General features: G+C 72.9%; 18 protein-coding genes. 8 read left to right on the top strand and 10 right to left on the bottom strand.

What is annotated here, in order from left to right:
- Positions 1-59: 59 nt before the first annotated feature.
- The 3 genes from FB554_RS00800 to FB554_RS00790 are packed head-to-tail and all read right to left on the bottom strand — an operon-like array spanning position 60 to position 4,695.
- A complete protein-coding gene (locus FB554_RS00800; RefSeq protein ID WP_170206737.1) occupies positions 60-584 on the bottom strand; it encodes a hypothetical protein in 525 nt (174 codons plus the stop codon).
- An 11-nt stretch (positions 585-595) separates the two neighbouring features.
- Complete coding sequence (locus FB554_RS00795; protein ID WP_142004198.1) at positions 596-2,746, bottom strand: alpha/beta hydrolase family protein; 2,151 nt, start codon at positions 2,744-2,746, stop codon at positions 596-598.
- The gene (locus FB554_RS00790) at positions 2,746-4,695 is read right to left on the bottom strand and encodes a M13 family metallopeptidase (RefSeq protein WP_142004197.1); all 1,950 of its coding nucleotides are present in this window, start codon (positions 4,693-4,695) and stop codon (positions 2,746-2,748) included. Before FB554_RS00790 ends, FB554_RS00795 begins: the two co-directional genes overlap by 1 nt.
- 71 nt (positions 4,696-4,766) lie before the next feature.
- Between FB554_RS00790 and FB554_RS00785 the strand changes: the two genes are divergently transcribed.
- Positions 4,767-6,194, top strand: a complete 1,428-nt coding sequence (locus FB554_RS00785; RefSeq protein WP_142004196.1) for a hypothetical protein — start codon at positions 4,767-4,769, stop codon at positions 6,192-6,194.
- 13 nt (positions 6,195-6,207) lie between these two features.
- Here FB554_RS00785 and FB554_RS00780 read toward each other — a convergent pair whose 3' ends face one another.
- Together FB554_RS00780 and FB554_RS00775 are read right to left on the bottom strand one after the other, a co-directional pair.
- Complete coding sequence (locus FB554_RS00780) at positions 6,208-7,146, bottom strand: hydroxymethylglutaryl-CoA lyase (protein ID WP_142004195.1); 939 nt, start codon at positions 7,144-7,146, stop codon at positions 6,208-6,210.
- 27 nt (positions 7,147-7,173) lie between these two features.
- Entirely contained in the window at positions 7,174-7,569 is a 396-nt protein-coding gene (locus FB554_RS00775; protein ID WP_142004194.1) for a type II toxin-antitoxin system VapC family toxin, read from the bottom strand.
- A gap of 107 nt (positions 7,570-7,676) precedes the next feature.
- Between FB554_RS00775 and FB554_RS00770 the strand changes: the two genes are divergently transcribed.
- From FB554_RS00770 to FB554_RS00755, 4 genes are all read left to right on the top strand, one after another.
- Entirely contained in the window at positions 7,677-9,323 is a 1,647-nt protein-coding gene (locus FB554_RS00770) for a DNA repair helicase XPB (protein WP_142004193.1), read from the top strand.
- 132 nt (positions 9,324-9,455) lie between these two features.
- Positions 9,456-10,004 carry a PadR family transcriptional regulator gene (locus FB554_RS00765; protein ID WP_142004192.1) on the top strand — a complete coding sequence of 183 codons (549 nt, stop codon included), beginning with the start codon at positions 9,456-9,458 and terminating at the stop codon, positions 10,002-10,004.
- Positions 9,988-10,659, top strand: coding sequence for an ABC transporter ATP-binding protein (locus FB554_RS00760; protein WP_142004191.1), 672 nt, complete (start codon positions 9,988-9,990; stop codon positions 10,657-10,659). Before FB554_RS00765 ends, FB554_RS00760 begins: the two co-directional genes overlap by 17 nt.
- On the top strand, positions 10,656-12,539 hold the full coding sequence (locus FB554_RS00755) for an FtsX-like permease family protein (RefSeq protein ID WP_142004190.1): 1,884 nt from the start codon (positions 10,656-10,658) through the stop codon (positions 12,537-12,539). The genes FB554_RS00760 and FB554_RS00755 overlap by 4 nt, the downstream gene beginning before the upstream one ends.
- Positions 12,540-12,570: 31 nt before the next feature.
- On the opposite strand, the gene FB554_RS00750 is transcribed toward FB554_RS00755, so the two are convergent.
- Positions 12,571-14,046 carry an NCS2 family permease gene (locus FB554_RS00750; protein WP_142004189.1) on the bottom strand — a complete coding sequence of 492 codons (1,476 nt, stop codon included), beginning with the start codon at positions 14,044-14,046 and terminating at the stop codon, positions 12,571-12,573.
- Positions 14,047-14,110: 64 nt separating this feature from the next.
- Here FB554_RS00750 and FB554_RS00745 point away from each other — a divergent pair, with 64 nt between their 5' ends.
- Entirely contained in the window at positions 14,111-14,362 is a 252-nt protein-coding gene (locus tag FB554_RS00745) for a DUF2530 domain-containing protein (RefSeq protein WP_236022203.1), read from the top strand.
- A gap of 17 nt (positions 14,363-14,379) precedes the next feature.
- On the opposite strand, the gene FB554_RS00740 is transcribed toward FB554_RS00745, so the two are convergent.
- From FB554_RS00740 to FB554_RS00725, 4 genes are all read right to left on the bottom strand, one after another.
- A complete protein-coding gene (locus tag FB554_RS00740; RefSeq protein ID WP_142004187.1) occupies positions 14,380-15,288 on the bottom strand; it encodes a DUF3027 domain-containing protein in 909 nt (302 codons plus the stop codon).
- A gap of 2 nt (positions 15,289-15,290) precedes the next feature.
- The gene (locus FB554_RS00735; protein WP_142004186.1) at positions 15,291-15,674 is read right to left on the bottom strand and encodes a cold-shock protein; all 384 of its coding nucleotides are present in this window, start codon (positions 15,672-15,674) and stop codon (positions 15,291-15,293) included.
- A 126-nt stretch (positions 15,675-15,800) separates the two neighbouring features.
- The gene (locus tag FB554_RS00730; protein ID WP_142004185.1) at positions 15,801-16,595 is read right to left on the bottom strand and encodes a hypothetical protein; all 795 of its coding nucleotides are present in this window, start codon (positions 16,593-16,595) and stop codon (positions 15,801-15,803) included.
- A gap of 46 nt (positions 16,596-16,641) precedes the next feature.
- Entirely contained in the window at positions 16,642-18,546 is a 1,905-nt protein-coding gene (locus FB554_RS00725; protein WP_142007344.1) for an ABC transporter ATP-binding protein, read from the bottom strand.
- 199 nt (positions 18,547-18,745) lie between these two features.
- Between FB554_RS00725 and FB554_RS00720 the strand changes: the two genes are divergently transcribed.
- Positions 18,746-19,198, top strand: coding sequence for a MarR family winged helix-turn-helix transcriptional regulator (locus FB554_RS00720; RefSeq protein WP_211344507.1), 453 nt, complete (start codon positions 18,746-18,748; stop codon positions 19,196-19,198).
- 169 nt (positions 19,199-19,367) lie between these two features.
- Entirely contained in the window at positions 19,368-20,135 is a 768-nt protein-coding gene (locus FB554_RS00715) for a ribosomal RNA small subunit methyltransferase A (RefSeq protein ID WP_142004184.1), read from the top strand.
- Positions 20,136-20,150 lie beyond the last annotated feature (15 nt).

The raw sequence follows: 20,150 nt of genomic DNA, 5'->3' as shown, positions 1-20,150 counted from the left end.
CGTCGTACGCACGCCCCGCGCACGCCCCGGCGGACATCCGCCGCCCCGAGCAGCTCGGCTCAGACCTGCAGCAGGTCGGCCGTCGAGGACGCCAGGCGGATCGGGCACCGCACGATCCTGGTGACGGCTCCCTCGTGGCCCGGCGGGGCGATCACGGCGCCGAACGCGACGACGAGCGCCTCGTCGAGCACGTCCAGTGGCGCCGACGCCTCCATCGTGAAGCCGAGGTCCTTGGTGCTCGGCCGTCGCCCGCTCCACACCAGCTGCCACGACTTGTGCAGCCGCGCGATCCGCACCCCGTCACGCTCCAGCACCGAGACGCGGTCGGTGGTGGGCCGATAGGAGTACGCCCTGCCGGCGAGGGTGACGTCGCGCGTGGCGGACCTGCGACGCAACGGGATCTCCGCGCGCGGCCGACAGGTCACCTGCTCACCTGCCGGGGTCTGGAGCGTGCAGGCCGCGTCGAGGGGGATGCGACCGCGCCTCGCGGCCTCCCAACCCTCGGCCGACGCCGCGCACGTCACCCGCAGCTGCCAGCGCCCGGCGGGGTCGACCACGTCCAGGTCGTCCCCGACAGCGCGCACCCGCCAGCCGTTCACGACAGCGTGACCTGCTGCACCTCACCGGCCGGGTCGAAGCCGAACACCTGGCCGTAGAACGACAGCTCCAGCTCCTGCGCGCGGATCTGGTTGGCGGGCACCCGGAAGCCGTGGCCCTCCCCCGCGAAAAGGACCAGCGCGTGCGCAATCCCCTTGCGCTGCAACGCATCCGCCATCATCTGCGCCTGACTCGGCGGGACGACCTTGTCCTCGTCACCCTGCAGCAGGAGCAGCGGCGCGGAGAGTCCGTCGAGGTGGTTGATCGGCGAGCGCTCGTCGTACGTCGACCGGTCGTCCGGCCACGGACCGATGAGTCCCCACGTGTAGCGGCTCTCCAGCTTGTGCGTGTGCTCGGCCAGCGCGCCGACGTCGGCGATGCCGAAAAGGCTTGTGCCGGCTGAGAACACGTCGGTCGTGGTCAGCGCCGCCAACGTCAGGTAGCCACCCGCGCTCCCGCCGCGGATCGCCATCCGCTCGGCGTCCACGACACCGCTGTCGGCCAGGTGCTGCGCGCCGAGAGCGGCGTCCTGCACGTCGGCGACGCCCCACTGCCCGCGCAGCCGCTCGCGGTACGCCCGGCCGAAGCCGGTGGACCCGGCGTAGTTCACGTCCAGCACCGCGAAGCCGCGGGAGGTCCAGTACGTCCGCGCCCGGGTCGCGACCGCAGCCGTCGCGGCGGTCGGCCCACCGTGGGTCGTGACCAGCAGCGGCGGCCGCTGCCCCTCGGGAACGACGACGTTGGGATTCCTTGGCAGATAGAGGAATCCGTGCGCGGTCTGCCCGTCGAAACCGCTCCAGGTGATCGCCTCGGGCGGCGCGGCGAACCGCTCGAGCAGCTCGTCGGTCTCACCCGCGAGCGGCGTCAGGGTCGCCTCGTCCGGGTCGATGCGCACCACGGTCGGCATCGCGTCCGCCGCGCCGACCACGGCCACCGCCTTGCTGCCGGGGGCGGCGCCGACCTGGTCGATGTACGTGATCGGCAGCTCGACGTCGGTCACGTCACCGCTGCTCGGGTCGAGCAGGACGGCACCGCGGAAACCCTCGACGATGCGGCCTGCCAGCACGCGACCGTCGTCGAGCAGGGCGAAGCTGCGCATGTGCGGCACCCAGCGCGGCATGCCGTAGTCGTGCTGGTCGTCGTGCACCGGCCGCAGCCCCGCCGACTCCTCGCGCAGGTCGAGCAGGTGGAACGTGCTCCAGCCGCTGCGGTCGCTCAGGACCAGCAGCCGGTTCTCGTCGAGCCAGGTCGGTTCCTCCAGCGACTCATCGGTCGACCCCGCCACCACGCGCGCCTCGCGCAGGTCGCCCGCGTCGTCGAGCTCGGCGACCCACAAGAAGGTGCCGTCCCAGGCCATCTGGGGGTGGTTCCAGGTCAGCCAGGCGAGCCGGCGCCCGTCCGGCGACAACGCGGGATCCAGCACGAAGTCGGGCGGGGCGGGGGTGTCGTCCGGCTCGGCCTGGTCTCGATACGCGCTCGTCCCTCGCGCTACTCGACCGGCTTGACCAGGCTCGGCGTGGTCTCGATACGCGCTCGTCCCTCGCGCTACTCGACCATCTTGACCAGGCTCGGCCTGGTCTCGATACGCGCTCGTCCCTCGCGCTACTCGACCGGCTTGGTCGGCGACCTGGCGCTCCCGGCCGGGCTGCAGCACCTCGCCCACGCCCGAGCCGTCGCCGGACAGGTCCAGCCGCACCAAGGAGGTGACCGGCTCGAGGCTCGGGTCGCGCTGGTCCTCGCGGATGGCGTACGCGACGCCGCGCCGCGGGTCGATGCAGAAACCGGAGTAGCGCACGAGCCCGTCGGTCTCGGCGGTCACCGGCCGCGGCTCGCCGCCGTCGCGCGACACCCAGACGCGCTGCCCGTCGCGCACGACGTAGACCACGATCCCGTCGCGGACCGCATAGTCGCCGCCGCCGTACTCGTGCAGCGTGGTGCGCACGTCCTGCCCCGGCAGCGACACGTCCGTCGTGCTGCCGTCGGGTGCCCGACGCACCAGCGCGCTGCGCCCCTCGTCCTGCGGGCGGGTCTCCCGCCAGTAGACGTGCTCCCCGTCGGCCCAGGGCTGGCCGCGCCCCACCGTGCTGCCGTGCACGTAGTCGGCCGTGATGGGCGAGGGCCAGCTGCCGTACGAGTTCGGTTGCGTCATCAGAAGATTCGCACCCGGTCGTCCTCGGCCAGGAACATCCCGTCGCCCTCGGCCACACCGAACGTGTCGTGGAACTCCTGCAGGTTGCGGGCCACGTTGGCGCGCTGGTCGGTCGGCGCGTGCGGATCGATCGTCAGCAGCCGCTTGGCCTCGGCCTCGCGCGCCTTGCCGCACCACACCTGCGCCCACCCGAGGAAGAACCGCTCGTCGCCGGTGAAGCCGTCGAGCTCGGGCGAGGCCTCGGTCTCCTGCGCGATCTGGAACGCCTTGTAGCCGATGGTCAGCCCGCCCAGGTCGCCGATGTTCTCGCCGACGGTGAGGCCGCCGTTGATCTTCTGCCCCGGCGCGTCGCGCGGCTCGAGCCGGTCGAACTGCTCGACGAGCTTCTTGGCCAGGCCGTCGAAGCGCTCGCGGTCGTCCTCGGTCCACCAGTCGGTGAGGTTGCCGTCGCCGTCGAAACGGCTTCCCTGGTCGTCGAACCCGTGACCGATCTCGTGCCCGATGACCGCGCCGATGCCGCCGTAGTTGACCGCGTCCTCGGCGTCGACGTCGAAGAACGGCGGCTGCAGGATCGCGGCCGGGAAGACGATCTCGTTCATCACCGGCATGTAGTACGCGTTGACCGTCTGCGGGGTCATGAACCATTCGTTCTTGTCGACCGGGTCGCCGACGCGGGTGAGCATCCGGTCGACCTCCCACGCGGTCGCTCGGTCGACGTTGCCGACCAGGTCGGCGGCGTCGATCTCGATGGAGGAGTAGTCCTTCCACTCCTGCGGGTAGCCGATCTTCGGCGTGAACTTGGCCAGCTTCTCCAGCGCCTTGTCGCGCGTCGCCTGGCTCATCCACGGCAGCGACTCGAAGTCGCGGCGGTAGGCCTCGACGAGGTTGGCGACGAGGTTCTCCATGCGCTCCTTGGCGTGCGGCGGGAAGTGCTTCTCGACGTACAGCTGACCGGCCGCCTCGCCGATCAGCTCCTCGACGAGCCCCACGCCGCGCTTCCACCGCTCCTTCAGCTGCGGGATGCCCGAGAGCTGCTTGCCGACGAACTCGAACTGCTCGTCGACGAACGCCCCGCTGAGGTATGCCGCGCGCGAGGAGATGATCCGCCAGCGCAGCCAGGCGCGCCACGCCTCGATGGGCTCCTGCGCGAGCGCCTCGGCGAATCCCGTGAGGTACGAAGGCTGTTCGACGACGACCGGGTCGAGCACCGACTCCTCGGCGCCGACCCCCTCGAGCCACGCCGACCAGTCGACGCCCGGGGTCAGCTCGTCCAGCTCGGTGCGCGTGGTCTTGTTGTACGTCTTCACCGCGTCGCGGTTGGCGACCCGGTCCCAGTGCGCCTTGGCCAGCCGCGTCTCCAGGTCCATGACGACCTGCGCCTGCTCGGGGTCGAGCCCGGCGAGCTCGAACATCCGCCCGATGTGGGCGACGTACTTCTCGCGGGTCTCGGCGTGCTGGTCCTCGCGGTAGTAGGACTCGTCGGGCAGGCCGATGCCGTGCTGCGCGAGGTAGAGCACGTTCGTGGTCGACTCGCGCGCGTCGGCGATGGAGTAGAACCCGACGAAACCGTCGATCCCCTTGCGCGCCAACGCTCCTGACGCGCGCACCAGGTCGGTCGCGGTCTGCAGCCCGTCGGCCAGCGCGAGGTCCTCGCGGATCGGCTCGGCGCCCAGCTGCTCGATCTGCTCCTCGTCCATGAACGAGGTGAACAGGTCACCCACCTGCCGGCGCGGGGTGCCCGGCTCGGCCGACGCGCCGGCCGCCTCGGTGATCAGCTCGCGCATGGCCGCCTCGGACTCCTCGCGCAGCCGGTCGAACGAGCCGTAGCGGGCCCGGTCCTCGGGGATCTCGTGCTCGCGCACCCACGCCCCGTTGACGAAGCCGAACAGGTCGTCCTGCGGGCGCACGTCGCGGTCGAAGTTGTCCAGGGTCAGGCCGGAAGACGTCATGCCGCCCAACATACGGGCGGGGCCTGCTCGCCGCGCCGGGGATGCGTCAGCGCGTGGATACAGTCGCGGACGTGGACTCCGGGAGCACCCTGACGCGCCTCGTCGCCGAGCTGCTCACCGCGGCGTTCACCCTGATCGGCGTCGTGGTGCTGCCGTGGGCCAGCATCCGGCTCGCGCGGCGCCGTCGCGGCGGGGTGGCGCTGCCCGCGTTCGTCCAGCACCCCGGACGCGTCGGCCACGGCGGCGCCCGCAGCGAGCAGATGGCCCGCCTGGTCCTCGACGGCCCCACCGGCCGCGTCGTCGGGTCCCGGCTGCACGCGGTCCTGCCGCTGGAGTCGCTGCGCCAGGCCCCCGTCGCGAGGTCGTACGTCCGCGAGGGCGTGGGCGAGGTCGATGCCGTGGTCCTGCGCGACGAGTCCGGACAGCGCTGGACCGTCGGCGTGCTGCGCGCGTGGCGGCAGGCGCTCGCCGTGGAGGGCCGGCGGCCGCTGGCCTGGCCGCGGCGCTGGTGGCTCGCGGGGCCGCGCTGGATCGGGGTCGTGCTGGCGCTGATCGTGCCGATCCCGGTCGTGACGCACCTGCTCTACTGGCTCGGCTCAGACCGCACCGTCTCGATCGTGCGCACCTGGGAGCACCCGGCGAAAGGCGAGCGCTGCGAGGTGCGTTGGGCCGACGGCGCCACCAGCGAGCTCGGCTGCCGCGACTGGTTCGCGAGCGCCGGCGAGCAGGTCACGATCCACACGATGCCGTGGCCGCTGAGCCGCTGGACGATCTCCGACGAGACCCTCGTCGCCGTCACCGTGCTCACCCTGCTGCCGATGCTGCTGCTCGCGACGGTGCAGCTCGTGACCGGTGCGGTGCGCATCGCCCGGCGCCCGACCCGACTGCTCCCGGAGGAGCCCGACCCCGGGGCGGGCGCGACGGCGTACGTCCCGGCGGGGGCCTCGTTCGTCCAGCTGTGGCAGGCGGTGGCCGCCCGGGAGAGCTGGTACGCCGAGGAGCAGGTGGTCCTGCCCGAGCGCCGGCAGCGGTGGCGGGCCGCGCTGCACCGTCCGGTGCTGTGGTGGTTCGCCGCGATCGTGCTCGGCATGGGGCTGCTGGGGCTGCCCCGCGGATGGGTGTTCGTCGTGCCGGGGCTGCTGGTCGTCGGCTACGGGCTGCTCGGCGCGGCGCGCACGCTGGCCCGGCTGAGCGCCGCCGCGCGCGAGCCCGGCCGCCCCTGGCCGTTCCTCGCGCTGCGCACCGACCTCAACACCTGGCAGGCGCTGCTCGTGCAGGACGGGCGGCCCGCGTGGCTGCTCGACCTCGGCCGCGCCCACCCGCACGCCGCCGGCACCGCGCTCGTGCACGGCCCGGTGCGCGAGGGGTCGTGGGTGCTGCTGGACGCCGACGGCGCCCGCTTCGTCCCGCAACAGCCGGCGGCGCCGGTGGGTCCGGAGCAGGAGCAGGAGCTCCGGGCGGCGCTGCGCGCACGGCTCGGACGGCGTACGTCGGTCTGACCTGCCGCGCGCCTCAGGCGCCGCCGAGCGCCCGGACTACCGCGGACGGCGAGGGCCGCCCCAGCTGCTCGGCCATCCACAGGCTCGTGCCGACCAGCGCGTCCAGGTCGACACCGGTCTCGATGCCGAGACCGCGGCAGGCCCACACGAGGTCCTCTGTGGCGAGGTTGCCGGTGGCGCTCCTGGCGTACGGGCAGCCGCCCAGGCCGCCGGTCGAGGCGTCGACGACGGTGACCCCGTGGCGCAGCGCGGTCAGCGTGTTGGACAGCGCCTGACCGTAGGTGTCGTGGAAGTGCACCGCGGTCTTCGACGCCGGGATGCCTTGCGCGTCAAGGGATTCCAGCAGCTTGGCCACGTGACCGACCGTCCCGACGCCGATGGTGTCGCCGATGCTGAGCTGGTCGCAGCCGAGGTCCATCAGCCGCGCGCACACGTCGACGACCTGCTCGACGGGCACCGGGCCCTCCCACGGGTCGCCGAAGCACATCGACACGTAGGCCCGCACCCACAGGCCCGCCTCGCGCGCGCGCCGCACGACCGGGGTGAACATCTCGACCGACTCGGCGACCGAGCGGTTGAGGTTCTTCTGCGCGAAGGTCTCGGTGGCCGAGCCGAAGATCGCGATGGCGCCGACGCCGGCCGCGAGCGCGTTGTCGAGACCGCGCTCGTTGGGCACGAGCACCGGTCGCTTCGGGCCGTGCCCCGTGTCCGCGAGCTGCTGCAGCAGGTCGGGTGCGTCGGACAGCTGGGGGATCCACGACGGCGGCACGAACGAGGTGGTCTCGACCGTCTCCAGCCCGGCACCGACGAGCCGCTGCACGAACTCGGCCTTGACCTCGGTCGGCACGACCGACTTCTCGTTCTGCAGACCGTCGCGCGGGCCGACCTCGTAGATCGTGATGCGGTCGGGCATGCCGTCCATCGGCACGGTCATCGGCAGGTTCGCGGTCATGCCCAGCATCGTCGCACCTGACGCGACTCACCGGCGGCTGGGCGAGGCCACCCGCACCTCGGCGGCGTGACCGTCGGTCGCCAGCTTCGCGTCGCAGGTGACGAGCGGCACGCCGAGCCCCTCTGCGAGCGCGAGGTAGTTCGCGTCGTACGCCGTGAACCGGTGACGCGGGCCCCAGACCCGGGTCGCGAGCGGCGCCATCTCGTGCCGGTGGATGTTCAGGGAGAAGTGGTCCTGGACCGCCTGCTCAGCCACCTTCTGCTCGAGGCGGTGGGCGAGGGTGAGGCCGCGCAGCGCCGACAGCACCCCCACGTCCAGCAGCTGCGGCGCCGCCAGCTCGCCGGCCAGCGCGTCCCACAGCCACGGGTCGGGCTCGAGCCCGACGAGCGCCTCCACGACGGCCGAGGCGTCGACGACGATCACCGTCTGCCGTCGGCAACCGCGTCGAGGATCTGCGCCGTGCTGGCGCGGGAAGGATCCGGCGGCCCGGATCGTTACTCTCCTGGCGGACTACGAGGGGAAGTGCACGTATGGCCGACGGGCCACTGATCGTCCAGAGCGACAAGACCATCCTGCTGGAGGTCGACCACGAGCAGGCCGAGGAGGCGCGGCGCGCGATCGCGCCGTTCGCCGAGCTCGAGCGAGCCCCCGAGCACGTGCACACCTATCGGGTGACGCCGCTCGCGCTGTGGAACGCACGAGCCGCCGGGCACGACGCCGAGCAGGTCGTCGACGCGCTCATCCGGTTCTCCCGCTACCCCGTGCCGCAGGCGCTGCTGATCGACGTGGCCGAGACGATGGACCGCTACGGCCGGCTGCGGCTCGAGCGCGACGGCGAGCAGCTGGTGCTGGTCACCACCGACAAGCCGGTGCTCGAAGAAGTGTTGCGGCACAAGAAGATCCAGCCCCTCGTGGGGCAGCGACTCGACGACCTCACGGTCGCGGTGCACAACTCCGAGCGCGGCGCGATCAAGCAGCAGCTCATCAAGGTGGGCTGGCCGGCCGACGACCTCGCGGGCTACGTCGACGGCGAGGCGCACCATATCGACCTCAGCCACGACGGCTGGGAGCTGCGGCCCTACCAGCAGCAGGCCGTCGACGGTTTCTGGCACGGCGGGTCGGGCGTGGTCGTGCTGCCCTGCGGCGCCGGCAAGACGCTGGTGGGCGCCGGGGCGATGGCCGAGGCCAAGGCCACCACGCTCATCCTGGTCACCAACACGGTGAGCGCGCGGCAGTGGCGCGACGAGCTGCTCGCCCGCACGACGCTCACCGAGGACGAGATCGGTGAGTACTCCGGGTCCCGCAAGGAGATCCGGCCGGTCACGATCGCGACCTACCAGGTGCTGACCGTGAAGCGGAAGGGCATCTACCCCCACCTCGACCTGCTCGACGCGCGCGACTGGGGCCTGGTCGTCTACGACGAGGTGCACCTGCTGCCCGCGCCGATCTTCCGGATGACCGCCGACCTGCAGGCGCGGCGGCGCCTCGGCCTGACCGCCACGCTCGTGCGCGAGGACGGCCGCGAGTCCGACGTGTTCAGCCTGATCGGGCCCAAGCGCTACGACGCCCCCTGGAAGGACATCGAGGCGCAGGGCTACATCGCGCCCGCCGACTGCGTCGAGGTGCGGGTGACGCTGTCGGAGTCCGAGCGGATGACGTACGCCACCGCCGAGCCCGAGGACCGCTACCGGCTGTCGTCGTGCGCGCCGGTCAAGGACGGCGTGGTCGAGCGGATCGTCGAGCAGCACCGCGGTGCCCCGACCCTGGTGATCGGGCAGTACCTCGACCAGCTCGAGGGGCTCGCCGAGCGGCTCGGCGCCGACCTGATCACCGGCGAGACCCCCGTCGGCCAGCGGCAGAAGCTGTTCCAGGCGTTCCGCGACGGCGAGATCTCGCTGCTCGTGGTGAGCAAGGTCGCCAACTTCTCGATCGACCTGCCCGAGGCGTCGGTCGCGATCCAGGTGTCGGGCACGTTCGGCTCGCGCCAGGAGGAGGCCCAGCGCCTCGGCCGCGTGCTGCGCCCGAAGGGCGACGGCCGCACCGCGCACTTCTACACCGTCGTCACCCGCGACACGGTCGACGCCGAGTTCGCCGCCCACCGCCAGCGCTTCCTCGCCGAGCAGGGCTACGCCTACCGCATCGTCGATGCCGAGGACCTGTCCGAGCACGCCGACTAGCTGTACTGACCCGGGAGGCTGGTGACGCGATCGGCTGGCCGCTGCGTCGGGCGGCGGACCGGTCAGCGATCCCTCGACACGACACGCGCCAAGTACTCACTCAGTGAATACTCTCGGTGTACAGTCGCCGGCATGTCGACGGCCACCACTCTGCTCGCGCTCCTGGAGCCCGAGCCCGCGCACGGCTACACGCTGAAGCAGAAGTTCGACACCTGGTTCGCGCAGCGGCGGCCGTTGGCGTTCGGGCAGGTCTACGCGACGCTCGGGCGGCTGGAGCGCGACGGCCTCGCCGCGATGGTCGGGGTCGATCCAGGGGGCGGCCCCGACCGTCGCAGCTACGGCATCACGCCCGCCGGGGTCGCGCGGGTCGACCAGTGGGTCTTCGAGTCGCAGGCGCCTGACGAGTTCGCCACCAGCGACCTGTGCGCGCGGGTGACCGTGGCGCTGCTGTCCGGGCGGCCCGTCGAACGCATCCTCGACGCACAGCGCGCGGCGCACCTCGAACGGATGCGCGTGCTGCAGGAACTCCGTCGCAAGGCGACCGGCGCAGACCTGCTGACGACGACGTACGAGCTCGCCCACCTCGACGCGGACCTGCGCTGGATCGAGGAGTCGGGCACTCGAATCGAATTGCTGGCCAAGCAGATTCGCAAGGAGGGAAACGATGCTCGAGGCAACTGACCTGCACCTGTCCTACGGGCCGACGCCGGCCCTGGGCGGCGTGTCACTGACTCTTCGACCGGGGGAACGCACGGCGCTGATGGGCCCGTCCGGCAGCGGGAAGTCCAGCCTGCTGCACTGCCTGTGCGGGGTGATCCTGCCCGACTCCGGGCGGGTGACGCTCGACGGCACGGACCTGACGGGCCTGTCCGAGGCGAGGCGCAGCCGGCTGCGGCTGGAGCGCTTCGGCATCGTCTTCCAGCGCGGCGACCTGGTGCCCGAGCTGACGCTCGTCGAGAACGCCGCGCTGCCGCTGATGCTGCTCGGCCGCTCCCGGCAGGCGGCGACGGCCACGGCCCGCGAGCTGCTCGACGACCTCGGCGTCGGTGACGTCGCCGACCGGCGCGCCGGCGCCGTCTCCGGAGGCCAGGCCCAGCGTGCGGCCGTCGCCCGGGCGCTCGTGCACCGCCCCGCGGTCGTGCTCGCCGACGAGCCCACCGGGTCGCTCGACACGGTCACCGGCGAGGTCGTGCTCGACGCCCTGGTCGGACTGACCGCCAGCATCGGCGCCGCCCTGCTGGTCGTGACCCACGACCACCGGGTCGCGTCCTCGCTCGACGAGCTGGTGACGATGCGCGACGGGGCGCTCGACGCGCCCGTCGCCGGGGCACGATGAAGCCGGCAGCGCGGCTCGGGCTGCGCCTGGCGTGGGGCTCCCCCGGCCAGCGCGGCCGGTCGGTCCTCGTCGCGATCGCCTGCGCGCTCTCGGCGTTCGTGCTGCTCGCGGTCACCGCGTCGGTGCGCGCCGAGACGCAGTCGTTCGTCGGTCAGTACGCCGCGGCCGAGCTGCAGCGCCTCAACCTCGCGGTGCTCGCGACGGTCGCCCTGCCGACGCTCGCACTGGCCGCCAGCGTCGGCCGGCTCTCCGCCACGGTGCGCGACCGCCGCCTCGCGGGCCTGCGGCTGCTGGGCGTCAGCCCTGCCGAGACCCGGCTCACGGCTGCCGTCGAGGCGGTCGTCGCCGCGCTGGTCGGCGCCGTCGTCGGGGCCGTGGCGTTCGTCGCGCTGCGCCCGGTGCTGGCAGGCGTACGCCTGGTGACGGCCGAGCGCACCGCCGCCCAGCTCGACCCGGGCTGGCTCGGCTGGCTGCTGGCGCTCGTCGGCGTGCCGCTCGCCGTGGTCGCCGTCGCGGTGATCCCGGTGCGCACAGACATCTCCAGCGCGGTCGCCACCGCCAACCGGGCCGACGCCCGCCGCCCGAGCCTGTGGCGCGCCGCGCCCCTGGCGCTCGGCCTGGCCCTGTGCGCCGTCGTCCGGATCCAGAAGCCGGACAACCTCGGTGGGGCCTGGGGCACGGTCGTCCTGGCCGGCGTGACGCTCGTCGGTCTCGGCATCGTGCTGATCGTGCCGGTGTTCGTGCGGCTCACCGCCGACCTGCTGCTCCGGGTCGCCACGCGACCGAGCCTGCTCGTCGCGGCCCGCCGCCTGCAGGCCCAGCCGGCTGGAGTCACCCGCACCGTGGCCGCACTCATGATCGGCGTGTTCGTGGTGGTCGGCGCCCGGGGCGTGCTCGTCGCGTTCGAGACCACCCCGCAGTACCTCGAGGCCAAGCGTTCCCTGGAGTCGGAGCAGCGGCTGTGGACGACCGCCTCGGTGGCCGAGACCCCCCGCGCGATCGAGGAGGGCCGCGCGCTGCCCGGCGCCCGGTCGGTCACCGCCCTGCCCGTCGTGCAGCTGGCGGAGCCCGGCGTCGACCCCAACGGCAGCCCACCGGGCGGTTACGTCGGGAACGCCCTGGTCGCCACCTGCGCCGACCTGCGCCGCGTGGCGCCGCAGCTGCGCGGGTGCGTGGACGGCCGCCCGACGAACCTGTGGCCCATGGGCGACCGCGACCTCGTGGCCCGCGCCACGGTGCAGTCGCGGTCGGTCGGCGCCGAGGTGCCGGTCGTCGGCACGCCCGTGCAGGCACGGGGCGAGGATCCGTTGGGGCAGAACTTCGCGATGGTGATCCCGCCGTCGGCCCCCGGGATCGCCGCGCTGCTCCCCCGGACCGACCGGGACGTCCGGGTCGTCGCGGGCCCCGGTCGGGACCTGATCGAGGGGCCCAGCCCCGACGCGAACCACGCGTTCCTGAGCTCGGCCGACCTCGGCTCGTACGACTTCGTGGAGAGCCTGCGCCGCGCGCTGTGGACCGTGGCCGGGACCATCCTCGCCCTGGGCCTGCTCGGGCTGGCGATCACGCTCGTGGACCGCGCGCTCGTACGCCGTCGCGAGCTCACCAGCCTGCGCCTGGTCGGCACCTCGCCCGGCACCCTGCGCGGCGCGCAGTGGTGGGAGGCCGCGCTGCCGATCGTCGCCGGCGGGGTGCTGTCGGTGCTGGCGGGGGCGCTGGCGGGCTCGGCCTACCTCACCCCCGCGGCGCCGGAGATCGGATATCCGTGGGGTGCGGTCACCGGGCTGCTCGCGGCCATCGCCGCCGGCGCCGTGGTCGTCGCCGCCCTCACCACGGTCGCGACCACGACCCGCATCAGGCCGGAGGAGATCCGCGTCGAGTGAGCCGGCGCGACCGGCCGAGAACCGTTGCGGCTCAGGCGACTCCGAAGACCTGCTTGATCGGGTCGATCGCGAAATAGATCACGAACAGCCCCGCGACGCCCCACAGCAGCGGGTGGATCTGCGAGGCCTTGCCGCGCACGACCTTCATCACGACGTAGGCGATGAAGCCGACGCCGATGCCGGCGGAGATGGAGTAGCTGAACGGCATCAGCACCATCGTGAGGAAGGCCGGCAGCGCGATCTCGATGTCGCGCCAGTCGATGTCGGTGACGTTCTGCATCATCAGGAAGCCGACGATGACCAGCGCGGGCGTCGCGGCCTCGTGCGGGACGATGCTGACCAGCGGCGCGAAGAACATCGACAGCAGGAACAGCACGCCCGTCGTCACCGACGCCAGCCCGGTGCGGGCGCCGTCGCCGACACCCGCCGCCGACTCGATGTACGACGTGTTGCTGCTGACGCCCGCGGCGCCGCCTGCCGCGGCGGCGACCGAGTCGACGATCAGGATGCGCTGGCTGTTCAGCGGGTTGCCCTCCTCGTCGAGCAGCCCGCCCTCGGACCCGACGGCCACCATCGTGCCCATCGTGTCGAAGAAGTCGGCGAGCAGCAGCGTGAAGATCGTGAGGATCGCGGCGATCACTCCGAGCGAGGAGAACGACCCGAGCAGCGAGAAGTTGCCGAGCAGGTCGAACTGCGGGGTGGCGACCACCTGCTCGGGCAGCTTCGGCACGTTCAGGCTCCACCCGGCGGGGTTGACCACCTTGCCGGTGGCGTCGGTCTGCGAGCCGATCCGGCCGACCCCCTCGACGACCAGCGCCAGGACGGTCGCGCCGACGATGCCGTACAGGATCGCGCCGGTCACCTTGCGCACCAGCAGGACCGCGATGGTGAACAGCCCGAGCACGAAGACCAGCGCCGGCCACCCGCTCAGCTCGCCCCCGATGCCGAGCTCGACCGGCGTCGCCGGGGCCTTGCGGATGATGCCGGCGTCGAACAGCGCGATGAACGTCAGGAACAGACCGATGCCGATGGTGATCGCGGTCTTCAGCCCCGACGGGATCGCGTAGAGCACCGCCCGGCGGATGCCGGTGAGCACCAGCACCAGGATGATCAGGCCCTCCAGCACGATGAGCCCCATGGCGTCGGCCCACGTCACGCCGGGTGTGGCCGCGATGCCGAACGCCACGAACGCGTTGAGCCCGAGCCCCGTCGCGAGCGCCATCGGGTAGTTCGCGACGACCCCCATCAGGATCGTCATGACGCCAGCGACCAGGCCGGTGCAGGCCGCGACCATCGCGAGGTTCGGGGCCTGGCCGCCGCCGAGGAACTCGCCGGTGCCGTCCTTCACCGTGCCGATGATCAGCGGGTTCAGCACGACGATGTACGCCATCGCGAAGAACGTGACGAACCCGCCCCTGATCTCCTGGGCCACCGACGAGCCACGCTCGCTGATGTGGAAGAAGCGGTCGAGGGCGGACGGCGCGACGGCAGGTGCGGGACTGCTCATGAGGGTGAGAGTAGGGAACACCCGGCCCCGGCGCAGACCGAATCCCGCCACCTATCCTGGTGGCGTGACCGAACCCACCCCGGCCGAGCCCGATCCGCGCGCCGAGCCGCCGGCTCCGCTGCAGGTCGACACGCTGCGCATCGTCGAGATCGGGATCGCCTGCTGGGCGCTCGCCCTGGTCGCGGTGCTGGCTGTCCCGGCGCTGCGCACGGGCGAGCGCGACTGGTGGCTGTGGGTGCCCGTCGCCGGTCTCGGCCTGGGCGCGCTCGGCTGGGCCTACCTGCGGCGCGGCCGCGGCAACGCCGCCGACGCCTGATCGGTCCAGGCGCCGGATCAGTCCAGGCTGACGACAGCCAGGTCGTCGACGACCGGCGGGTCGACCTTCTCCGGCTCGGGCTGGGGCGCGTCGACCTCGGAGTGCGCCCCGCAGCCGTGATCGAGCGAGACGACCGTGCCGTCGGAGGGCGACCACTCGTTCGCGCAGACGCCGAACACCTGACGCAGCACGCCCGACATCGGCACGAAGAACCCGCACGTCGCGCACGGCGCCGGCGCCTGCTTCGCGGTCTCCGAGCCCGGGCCGTTCTCCCCGTCGTACCACCGGGTCGCGGCGACCTCGCGCCCCTCGCCGGACAGCACGCGCGGACGGCCGAGGCCCAGCTCGAACACCGCCACCTGGTCGACGTCCTCGTCGCCGGTGGCCTCGAAGCCGGCCTCGAGCAGCGGGTCGTCGGCGACGAACGGGGTCACGTCGCCCGGCCCGATGTCGCCAGGGGCGAGCCGCTCGGCGTAGGGCACCCACTCCGGCGACAGCAGCGCGCCCTCGCCGGGCAGCAGGTTGGTCTCGCAGACCGTCGCGAACTTCTGCCGGGGCGCCCGCGCGACCGACACGCTCCACAGCCAGCCGGGGTAACCCGGGGCCAGGCAGGCGAAGTAGTGCGTCGCGAGCCGCTCGGCGGTCATCTCGACCCGCACGTGGTCGCCCACCATGCCGGGCTGGGCGATGCCGCGCGCCGCCTCCAGCGCGAGCTCCTGGGCCGCGTCGTCGACCAGCACCTTGTCGGTCTTCGGGGCGCGCGGGGTACGCGTGCGGCCGGCCCGCGCGGGCGCGGCGGCCTCGGCGGACGTCGCCTCAGCAGTGGCCTCGGTGTCGACCGCCCCCTGCGCGGCCGCCTCGACCGCCTCGGCGGGCGCGCCGACGGACACCAGGTCCTCCGGGCGTACTCGGGTCGCGGGAGCCATGGTCAGCCCTCGACGTCGTCGGCCACCGCGCGCAGCACGGCAGCGACCTTCTGGGTGTGGGCGCTCGCGGGGTAGCCCCCCTTGCGCAGCGAGCCGCCGAGCCCGTCGAGGAGCTTGATCAGGTCCTCGACGATGATCGCCATCTCCTCGGGCGACTTGCGCGCGCGGGCCTGCAGCGAGGGGCCCTGGTCGAGCACCTGCAGGCTGAGCGCCTGGGCGCCGCGGCGGCCCTCGGCGACGCTGTACTCCACCCGCGTGCCGCTCTTGAGCTGGGTCACGCCGGAGGGCAGGGCGCTCGACGGCAGGAACACGTCCTGGCCGTCGTCACCGGAGACGAAGCCGAATCCCTTGTCGGCGTCGAAGAACTTCACCTTGCCGGATGGCACTGTCCACCTACTCGTTCAATGGTTGCGGGCTGTCGCGGCGACCGGAGGGCGCGCTCGGGCGCGCGGCGGCGACAGCGTTCACAGGTTATCCGCTCGATGCGGCCTCGCCGAATCCGTTCCGCGGAGTCAGCTGGCCGGGCCGTACGGGTTCTGCGGCGGGTTCTGCCCGTCCCGGCCGCCCTGTCCCTGCTGGCCGTACTGCTGGTCACTGCCGTACGACTGCTGGCCGCCGTCGTAGGACTGCTGGCCCTGCTGCGGGTAGTCCTGCCCGGCGTACGGCTGCTGCCCGCCGCCGTAGCCCGGCTGGCCGTACTGCTGCTGGCCGTAGGCGTACTGACCCTGGCCGTAGCCGCCGGCGGGCATCGCCTTCTTGGACCGGTTGAACTTCACCAGGCCCCAGATGAACAGCGCGAGGCCGATGACGCCGACGACGAACGGGATGACGAGCGCGGCGACCAGCGTGCCGCCGACGTTGCGACCGAGCTCGCTCATGGCGTTCTCGTCCACGACCAGCACCTCGGAGCTGCCGCAGGTGATCGTGTACGCCCCGGCCGGCCCGGCGGTCAGCGTGTAGCCCTCGCGGTAGGACTGGCCGCCGTCGCTGACCTCGGTGCCGGAGTCGCGCGTGAGGTTGGCGGGCTGGCCGGTCGGGTCGGTGACGGTGCAGGTCTCGTCCGGCGCGGGGACGCCGCTGCCCTGGGTGGCGCCGTCGCCGGTGGCGGTGCCCGCGAAGACGAGCAGCGAGACCTTCTGCCCCGCCTCGAGCTGGGCGGTGCCGCCGGGCTGGACCGGGTCGGACCCGGCGATGTCGGCGACGGACTTGCCGACGCCGATCAGCAGGACGGCGACGAAGATCGCCGGCGCGACCAGGAAGAACAGCACCCCGCCGCCGATCATCCGCTTGACGCCTTCGCGCTTCATGTCTTCCCCTCGATCGATCGGCGCACCGGTGCGTGCAGGTCCGGCCTCAGACTACGGCCAGGGCCCGGTCGGTTCCGCCGCGATCCGCGGACTGCGCGGCCACCAGCTCGGCGTAGCGCCCGCCGCGGGCGACCAGCCCGTCGTGCGTGCCCTGCTCGACGACCTCGCCGTGGTCGAGCACGACGATGAGGTCGGCGTCGCGCACGGTGGACAGCCGGTGGGCGATCGTGATGGTCGTACGCCCGCGGGCCAGCTCGTCGAGCGCGGCCTGCACCGCCTGCTCGGTGCGGGTGTCGAGGGCGCTGGTCGCCTCGTCGAGCACGAGCACCGCGGGGTCGCGCAGGATCGTGCGGGCCAGCGCCAGGCGCTGCCGCTCACCACCGGAGAACCGGAAGCCGCGCGCGCCGACGACGGTGTCGTACGCCTCCGGCAGGCCCGCGATGACGTCGTGCACCTGCGCGGCGCGGGCGGCCTGCTCGATCTCGGCGTCGGTGGCGTCGGGCCGGGCGTAGCGCAGGTTGTCGCGCACGCTCGCGTGCAGCAGGTAGGTGTCCTGGCTGACCACGCCGACCGCCTCGCTGATGCTGGCGAGGGACAGCTCGCGCAGGTCGGTGCCGTCGAGGGTGACCCGGCCCGAGGTCGGGTCGGCGAGGCGGCTGACCAGCGACCCGAGGGTGGACTTGCCCGAGCCGGTGGCGCCGACGAGGGCCACGCGCGCGCCGGCCGGGACGTCGATCGTCACGTCGTGCAGCGCGTCGCGGTCGGCCCCGGCGTAGCGGAAACCGACCTGCTCGAACCGCACGTGGCCGCGCACCTGCGCCCGCTCCAGCGGCACCGGGTGGTCGGGGTCGCGCAGCGTGAGCGGGAGGTCGAGGTACTCGAACACCCGGCTGAACAGCGCCATCGAGGCGGTCAGCTGCACGCCGACGTTGAGCAGCGCCATGAGCGGACGGAACAGCCCCGACTGCAGGGCGACGAACGCGACGAGGGTGCCGATGGTCATCCCGTCGCTGGTCGCGGGCAGCCCGGCGGCGAGGTAGATCAGGGCCGGCACGACGGCGAAGATGATCTGCATCGAGGCCATCCGCCAGCGGCCGGCGAGCTGGGCGGCCAGCTCGAGGGTGGTGAGTTGGCGCGACGACGCGGTGAACCGGTCGGACAGCTGCTCCCCCGCGCCGAGCGTCTTGCTCAGCTGCACGCCACCGACCGACAGCGACTCCTCGATCTGGGTCTGCATGTCGGCGAGGGTGCGCTGCGCGCGGCTCGTGACGTCGCGGCGCATCTGGGCCACGCGCCGGGTCAGGTAGATCGCCGGCGGCAGCACGATCAGGGTCAGCAGCGACAGCCGCCAGGACAGCGCCACCATCGCGACGGCGGTGCCGACGACGGTGGTGAGGTTGGCAGCCGCCTGGGTCGCGGTGCCGGTGACGACCCCCTGCATCCCGTTGACGTCGTTGGTGAGGCGCGACTGCACCTCACCGCCGCGGGTGCGGGTGAAGAAGCCGAGCGGCATGCGCTGCAGGTGGGTGAACACCTCGGTGCGCAGCCGGTGCATGACCTGCTGGCCGATCACGGTCGACTGCCAGGTCTGGACGACGCCCAGCGCCGCGGTCAGCGCGGTGACGCCGAGCATCGCGCCGACGAGCCACAGCAGCAGCGACACGTCCTGCTGCGGGATGGCCACGTCGACCAGGTGCTTGGTGAGGAACGGGTTGGCCAGCCCGACGAGCGAGCTGGCGACGATGAGCAGCAGCACGAGCCCGAGCCGGGCGCGGTACGGCCGGAACAGTCCGGCGATCCGGCGCAGGCTGACCGGGTGCTCCTGCAGCTGGGTGCGGTCGCGGGGGTCGCGGCGGGCGGGACCGAGGCCGCGGCCGCCTCCGTGGCCGCCTCCGTGCGGGCCGGCGGTCGGGGTGGTCGGTGGGCTGGGGTGAGTCGTGGGCGCCGTCACAGGCACCACTCCCTTCTTCCGGGGTTCACGGTGTTGCGTTCACGGTGGCCGGGCCTTCGAGCCGGTCGAGCAGGCAGAGCCGTCAAGCCGGTCGAGTAGGCCGGAGCGCTAGCGGAGGCCGTATCGAGACCACCTGAGGTCCTTTTGCTGAGGTTACCTCATCATCACAGAACCTCAGCATCGGCGGTACTATTCCCCCATGCCCGCACCGCTCCCCTCCGACCAGGAGCTCATGTCGCGGCTGCGCCGGGTGATGCACGCGCTGCGCCACCACTCCATGGCTGCGCTGGAGCCCTACGACCTCACGCCGCACCAGGCCCGCGCGTTCCTCACCATCAGCCGGGCGTGCGACGACGGCGCACCGATGCGGCTCAAGGACCTCGCCGACGTGCTGCGCATCGCGCCCCGGTCGGCCACCGAGGTGACCGACGCGCTGGAGTCCGGCGATCTCGTACGTCGGGAGCCGAGTCCGACCGACCGGCGCGCGATGGTGCTGCGGGTGACCGACAAGGGCGCCAAGGTCGCGCGCGAGGTGCGCGCCGCGCAGGCCGACCAGCCGCTGCTCGCGACGCTCAGCGAGACCGACCGGCGCCGCCTCGGCGAGATCCTGGGCCGCCTCAGCACCCGCGCCGAGGCCACCGAAAAGCCCTAGGAGCCCACGACCAGGCGGGTTAGCCTCGCTGCCATGTCGATCACGTTCACCCGGACCCGCCGTCTCTGACGGCGCGGTTCTCGACTCGATCCTTCCGCGCCGTCCCCGGCTCACCGCCGGGCGGCGCGTTGCGCTGCCCGGCTCCCCCATCTCCTCAAGGAGCAGCAGCATGTCTCGGCAGCACCATCGACCCGGCCCGCACGAGCTCGGCCAGAACGATCTCGTCGACCGGCGCACCATCACCGCCGTCGTCGCCCTCGCCCGAGAGTGCGGCGGGCCGTACGTCGAGTGGGCCGCCGGCCGCGGCGCGCTCACCCGCCCACTGGCCCGCATCGGCGCTCCCCTGCACGTCGTCGAGCTCGACCCCCGGCGCGTGGCCGCGCTGGAGCGGGCCGCCCTCGGACCGCACGTGTGCATCGGCGCGGGCGACATCCTGCGGCACGCGCCGCCGGCCGGCACCCGCACGCTGGTCGCCAACCTCCCCTTCCACGTCACGACGCCCGCCCTGCGGCACCTGCTGCGCGAGACGCACTGGCAGCACGCGCTGCTCATCACCCAGTGGGAGGTCGCCCGCAAGCGCGCCGGCGTCGGTGGCGCCACCCAGCTCACCGCGCAGTGGTGGCCCTGGGTCGACACCGGCCTGGTGCAGCGGATCCCGGCGACGGCCTTCCGCCCTGTGCCCTCCGTCGACGCCGGACTGCTGCACCTGCGCCGCCGCCCCGAGCCACTGCTCCCGGCGAGCGAACAACGCGACTACCACGAGTTCGTACGTCGGGTGTTCGGCGGGCGTGGACGTCACCTCGCGCAGATCCTCACCGGCGCGGGAGTGTCCCGTGAGGCGGCGAATCGGCTTGCGGCGCAACGGCGCCCGGGCGCCCTTCCCCGTGACCTCGACGCCGCGACGTGGGTAGCGGCCTACCGCAGCCGCCGCACCTGACGCGACTGATGCCCC

This window comes from Barrientosiimonas humi (assembly GCF_006716095.1).
GTDB classification, from domain to species: domain Bacteria; phylum Actinomycetota; class Actinomycetes; order Actinomycetales; family Dermatophilaceae; genus Barrientosiimonas; species Barrientosiimonas humi.
The sequence above is the reverse complement of the archived record's forward strand: the minus strand, read 5'-3'. Positions and strand labels throughout refer to the sequence as shown.

Bases quoted from the DNA above. Each gene is read 5' to 3' on its own strand.
- FB554_RS00730 (WP_142004185.1), bottom strand. From the start codon at position 16,595: ATGAAGCGCGAAGGCGTCAAGCGGATGATCGGCGGCGGGGTGCTGTTC.
- FB554_RS00740 (WP_142004187.1), bottom strand. From the start codon at position 15,288: ATGGCTCCCGCGACCCGAGTACGCCCGGAGGACCTGGTGTCCGTCGGC.
- FB554_RS00720 (WP_211344507.1), top strand. From the start codon at position 18,746: ATGCCCGCACCGCTCCCCTCCGACCAGGAGCTCATGTCGCGGCTGCGC.
- FB554_RS00795 (WP_142004198.1), bottom strand. From the start codon at position 2,746: ATGACGCAACCGAACTCGTACGGCAGCTGGCCCTCGCCCATCACGGCC.
- FB554_RS00765 (WP_142004192.1), top strand. From the start codon at position 9,456: ATGTCGACGGCCACCACTCTGCTCGCGCTCCTGGAGCCCGAGCCCGCG.
- FB554_RS00780 (WP_142004195.1), bottom strand. From the start codon at position 7,146: ATGACCGCGAACCTGCCGATGACCGTGCCGATGGACGGCATGCCCGAC.
- FB554_RS00755 (WP_142004190.1), top strand. From the start codon at position 10,656: ATGAAGCCGGCAGCGCGGCTCGGGCTGCGCCTGGCGTGGGGCTCCCCC.
- FB554_RS00760 (WP_142004191.1), top strand. From the start codon at position 9,988: ATGCTCGAGGCAACTGACCTGCACCTGTCCTACGGGCCGACGCCGGCC.
- FB554_RS00790 (WP_142004197.1), bottom strand. From the start codon at position 4,695: ATGACGTCTTCCGGCCTGACCCTGGACAACTTCGACCGCGACGTGCGC.
- FB554_RS00770 (WP_142004193.1), top strand. From the start codon at position 7,677: ATGGCCGACGGGCCACTGATCGTCCAGAGCGACAAGACCATCCTGCTG.
- FB554_RS00715 (WP_142004184.1), top strand. From the start codon at position 19,368: ATGTCTCGGCAGCACCATCGACCCGGCCCGCACGAGCTCGGCCAGAAC.
- FB554_RS00750 (WP_142004189.1), bottom strand. From the start codon at position 14,046: ATGAGCAGTCCCGCACCTGCCGTCGCGCCGTCCGCCCTCGACCGCTTC.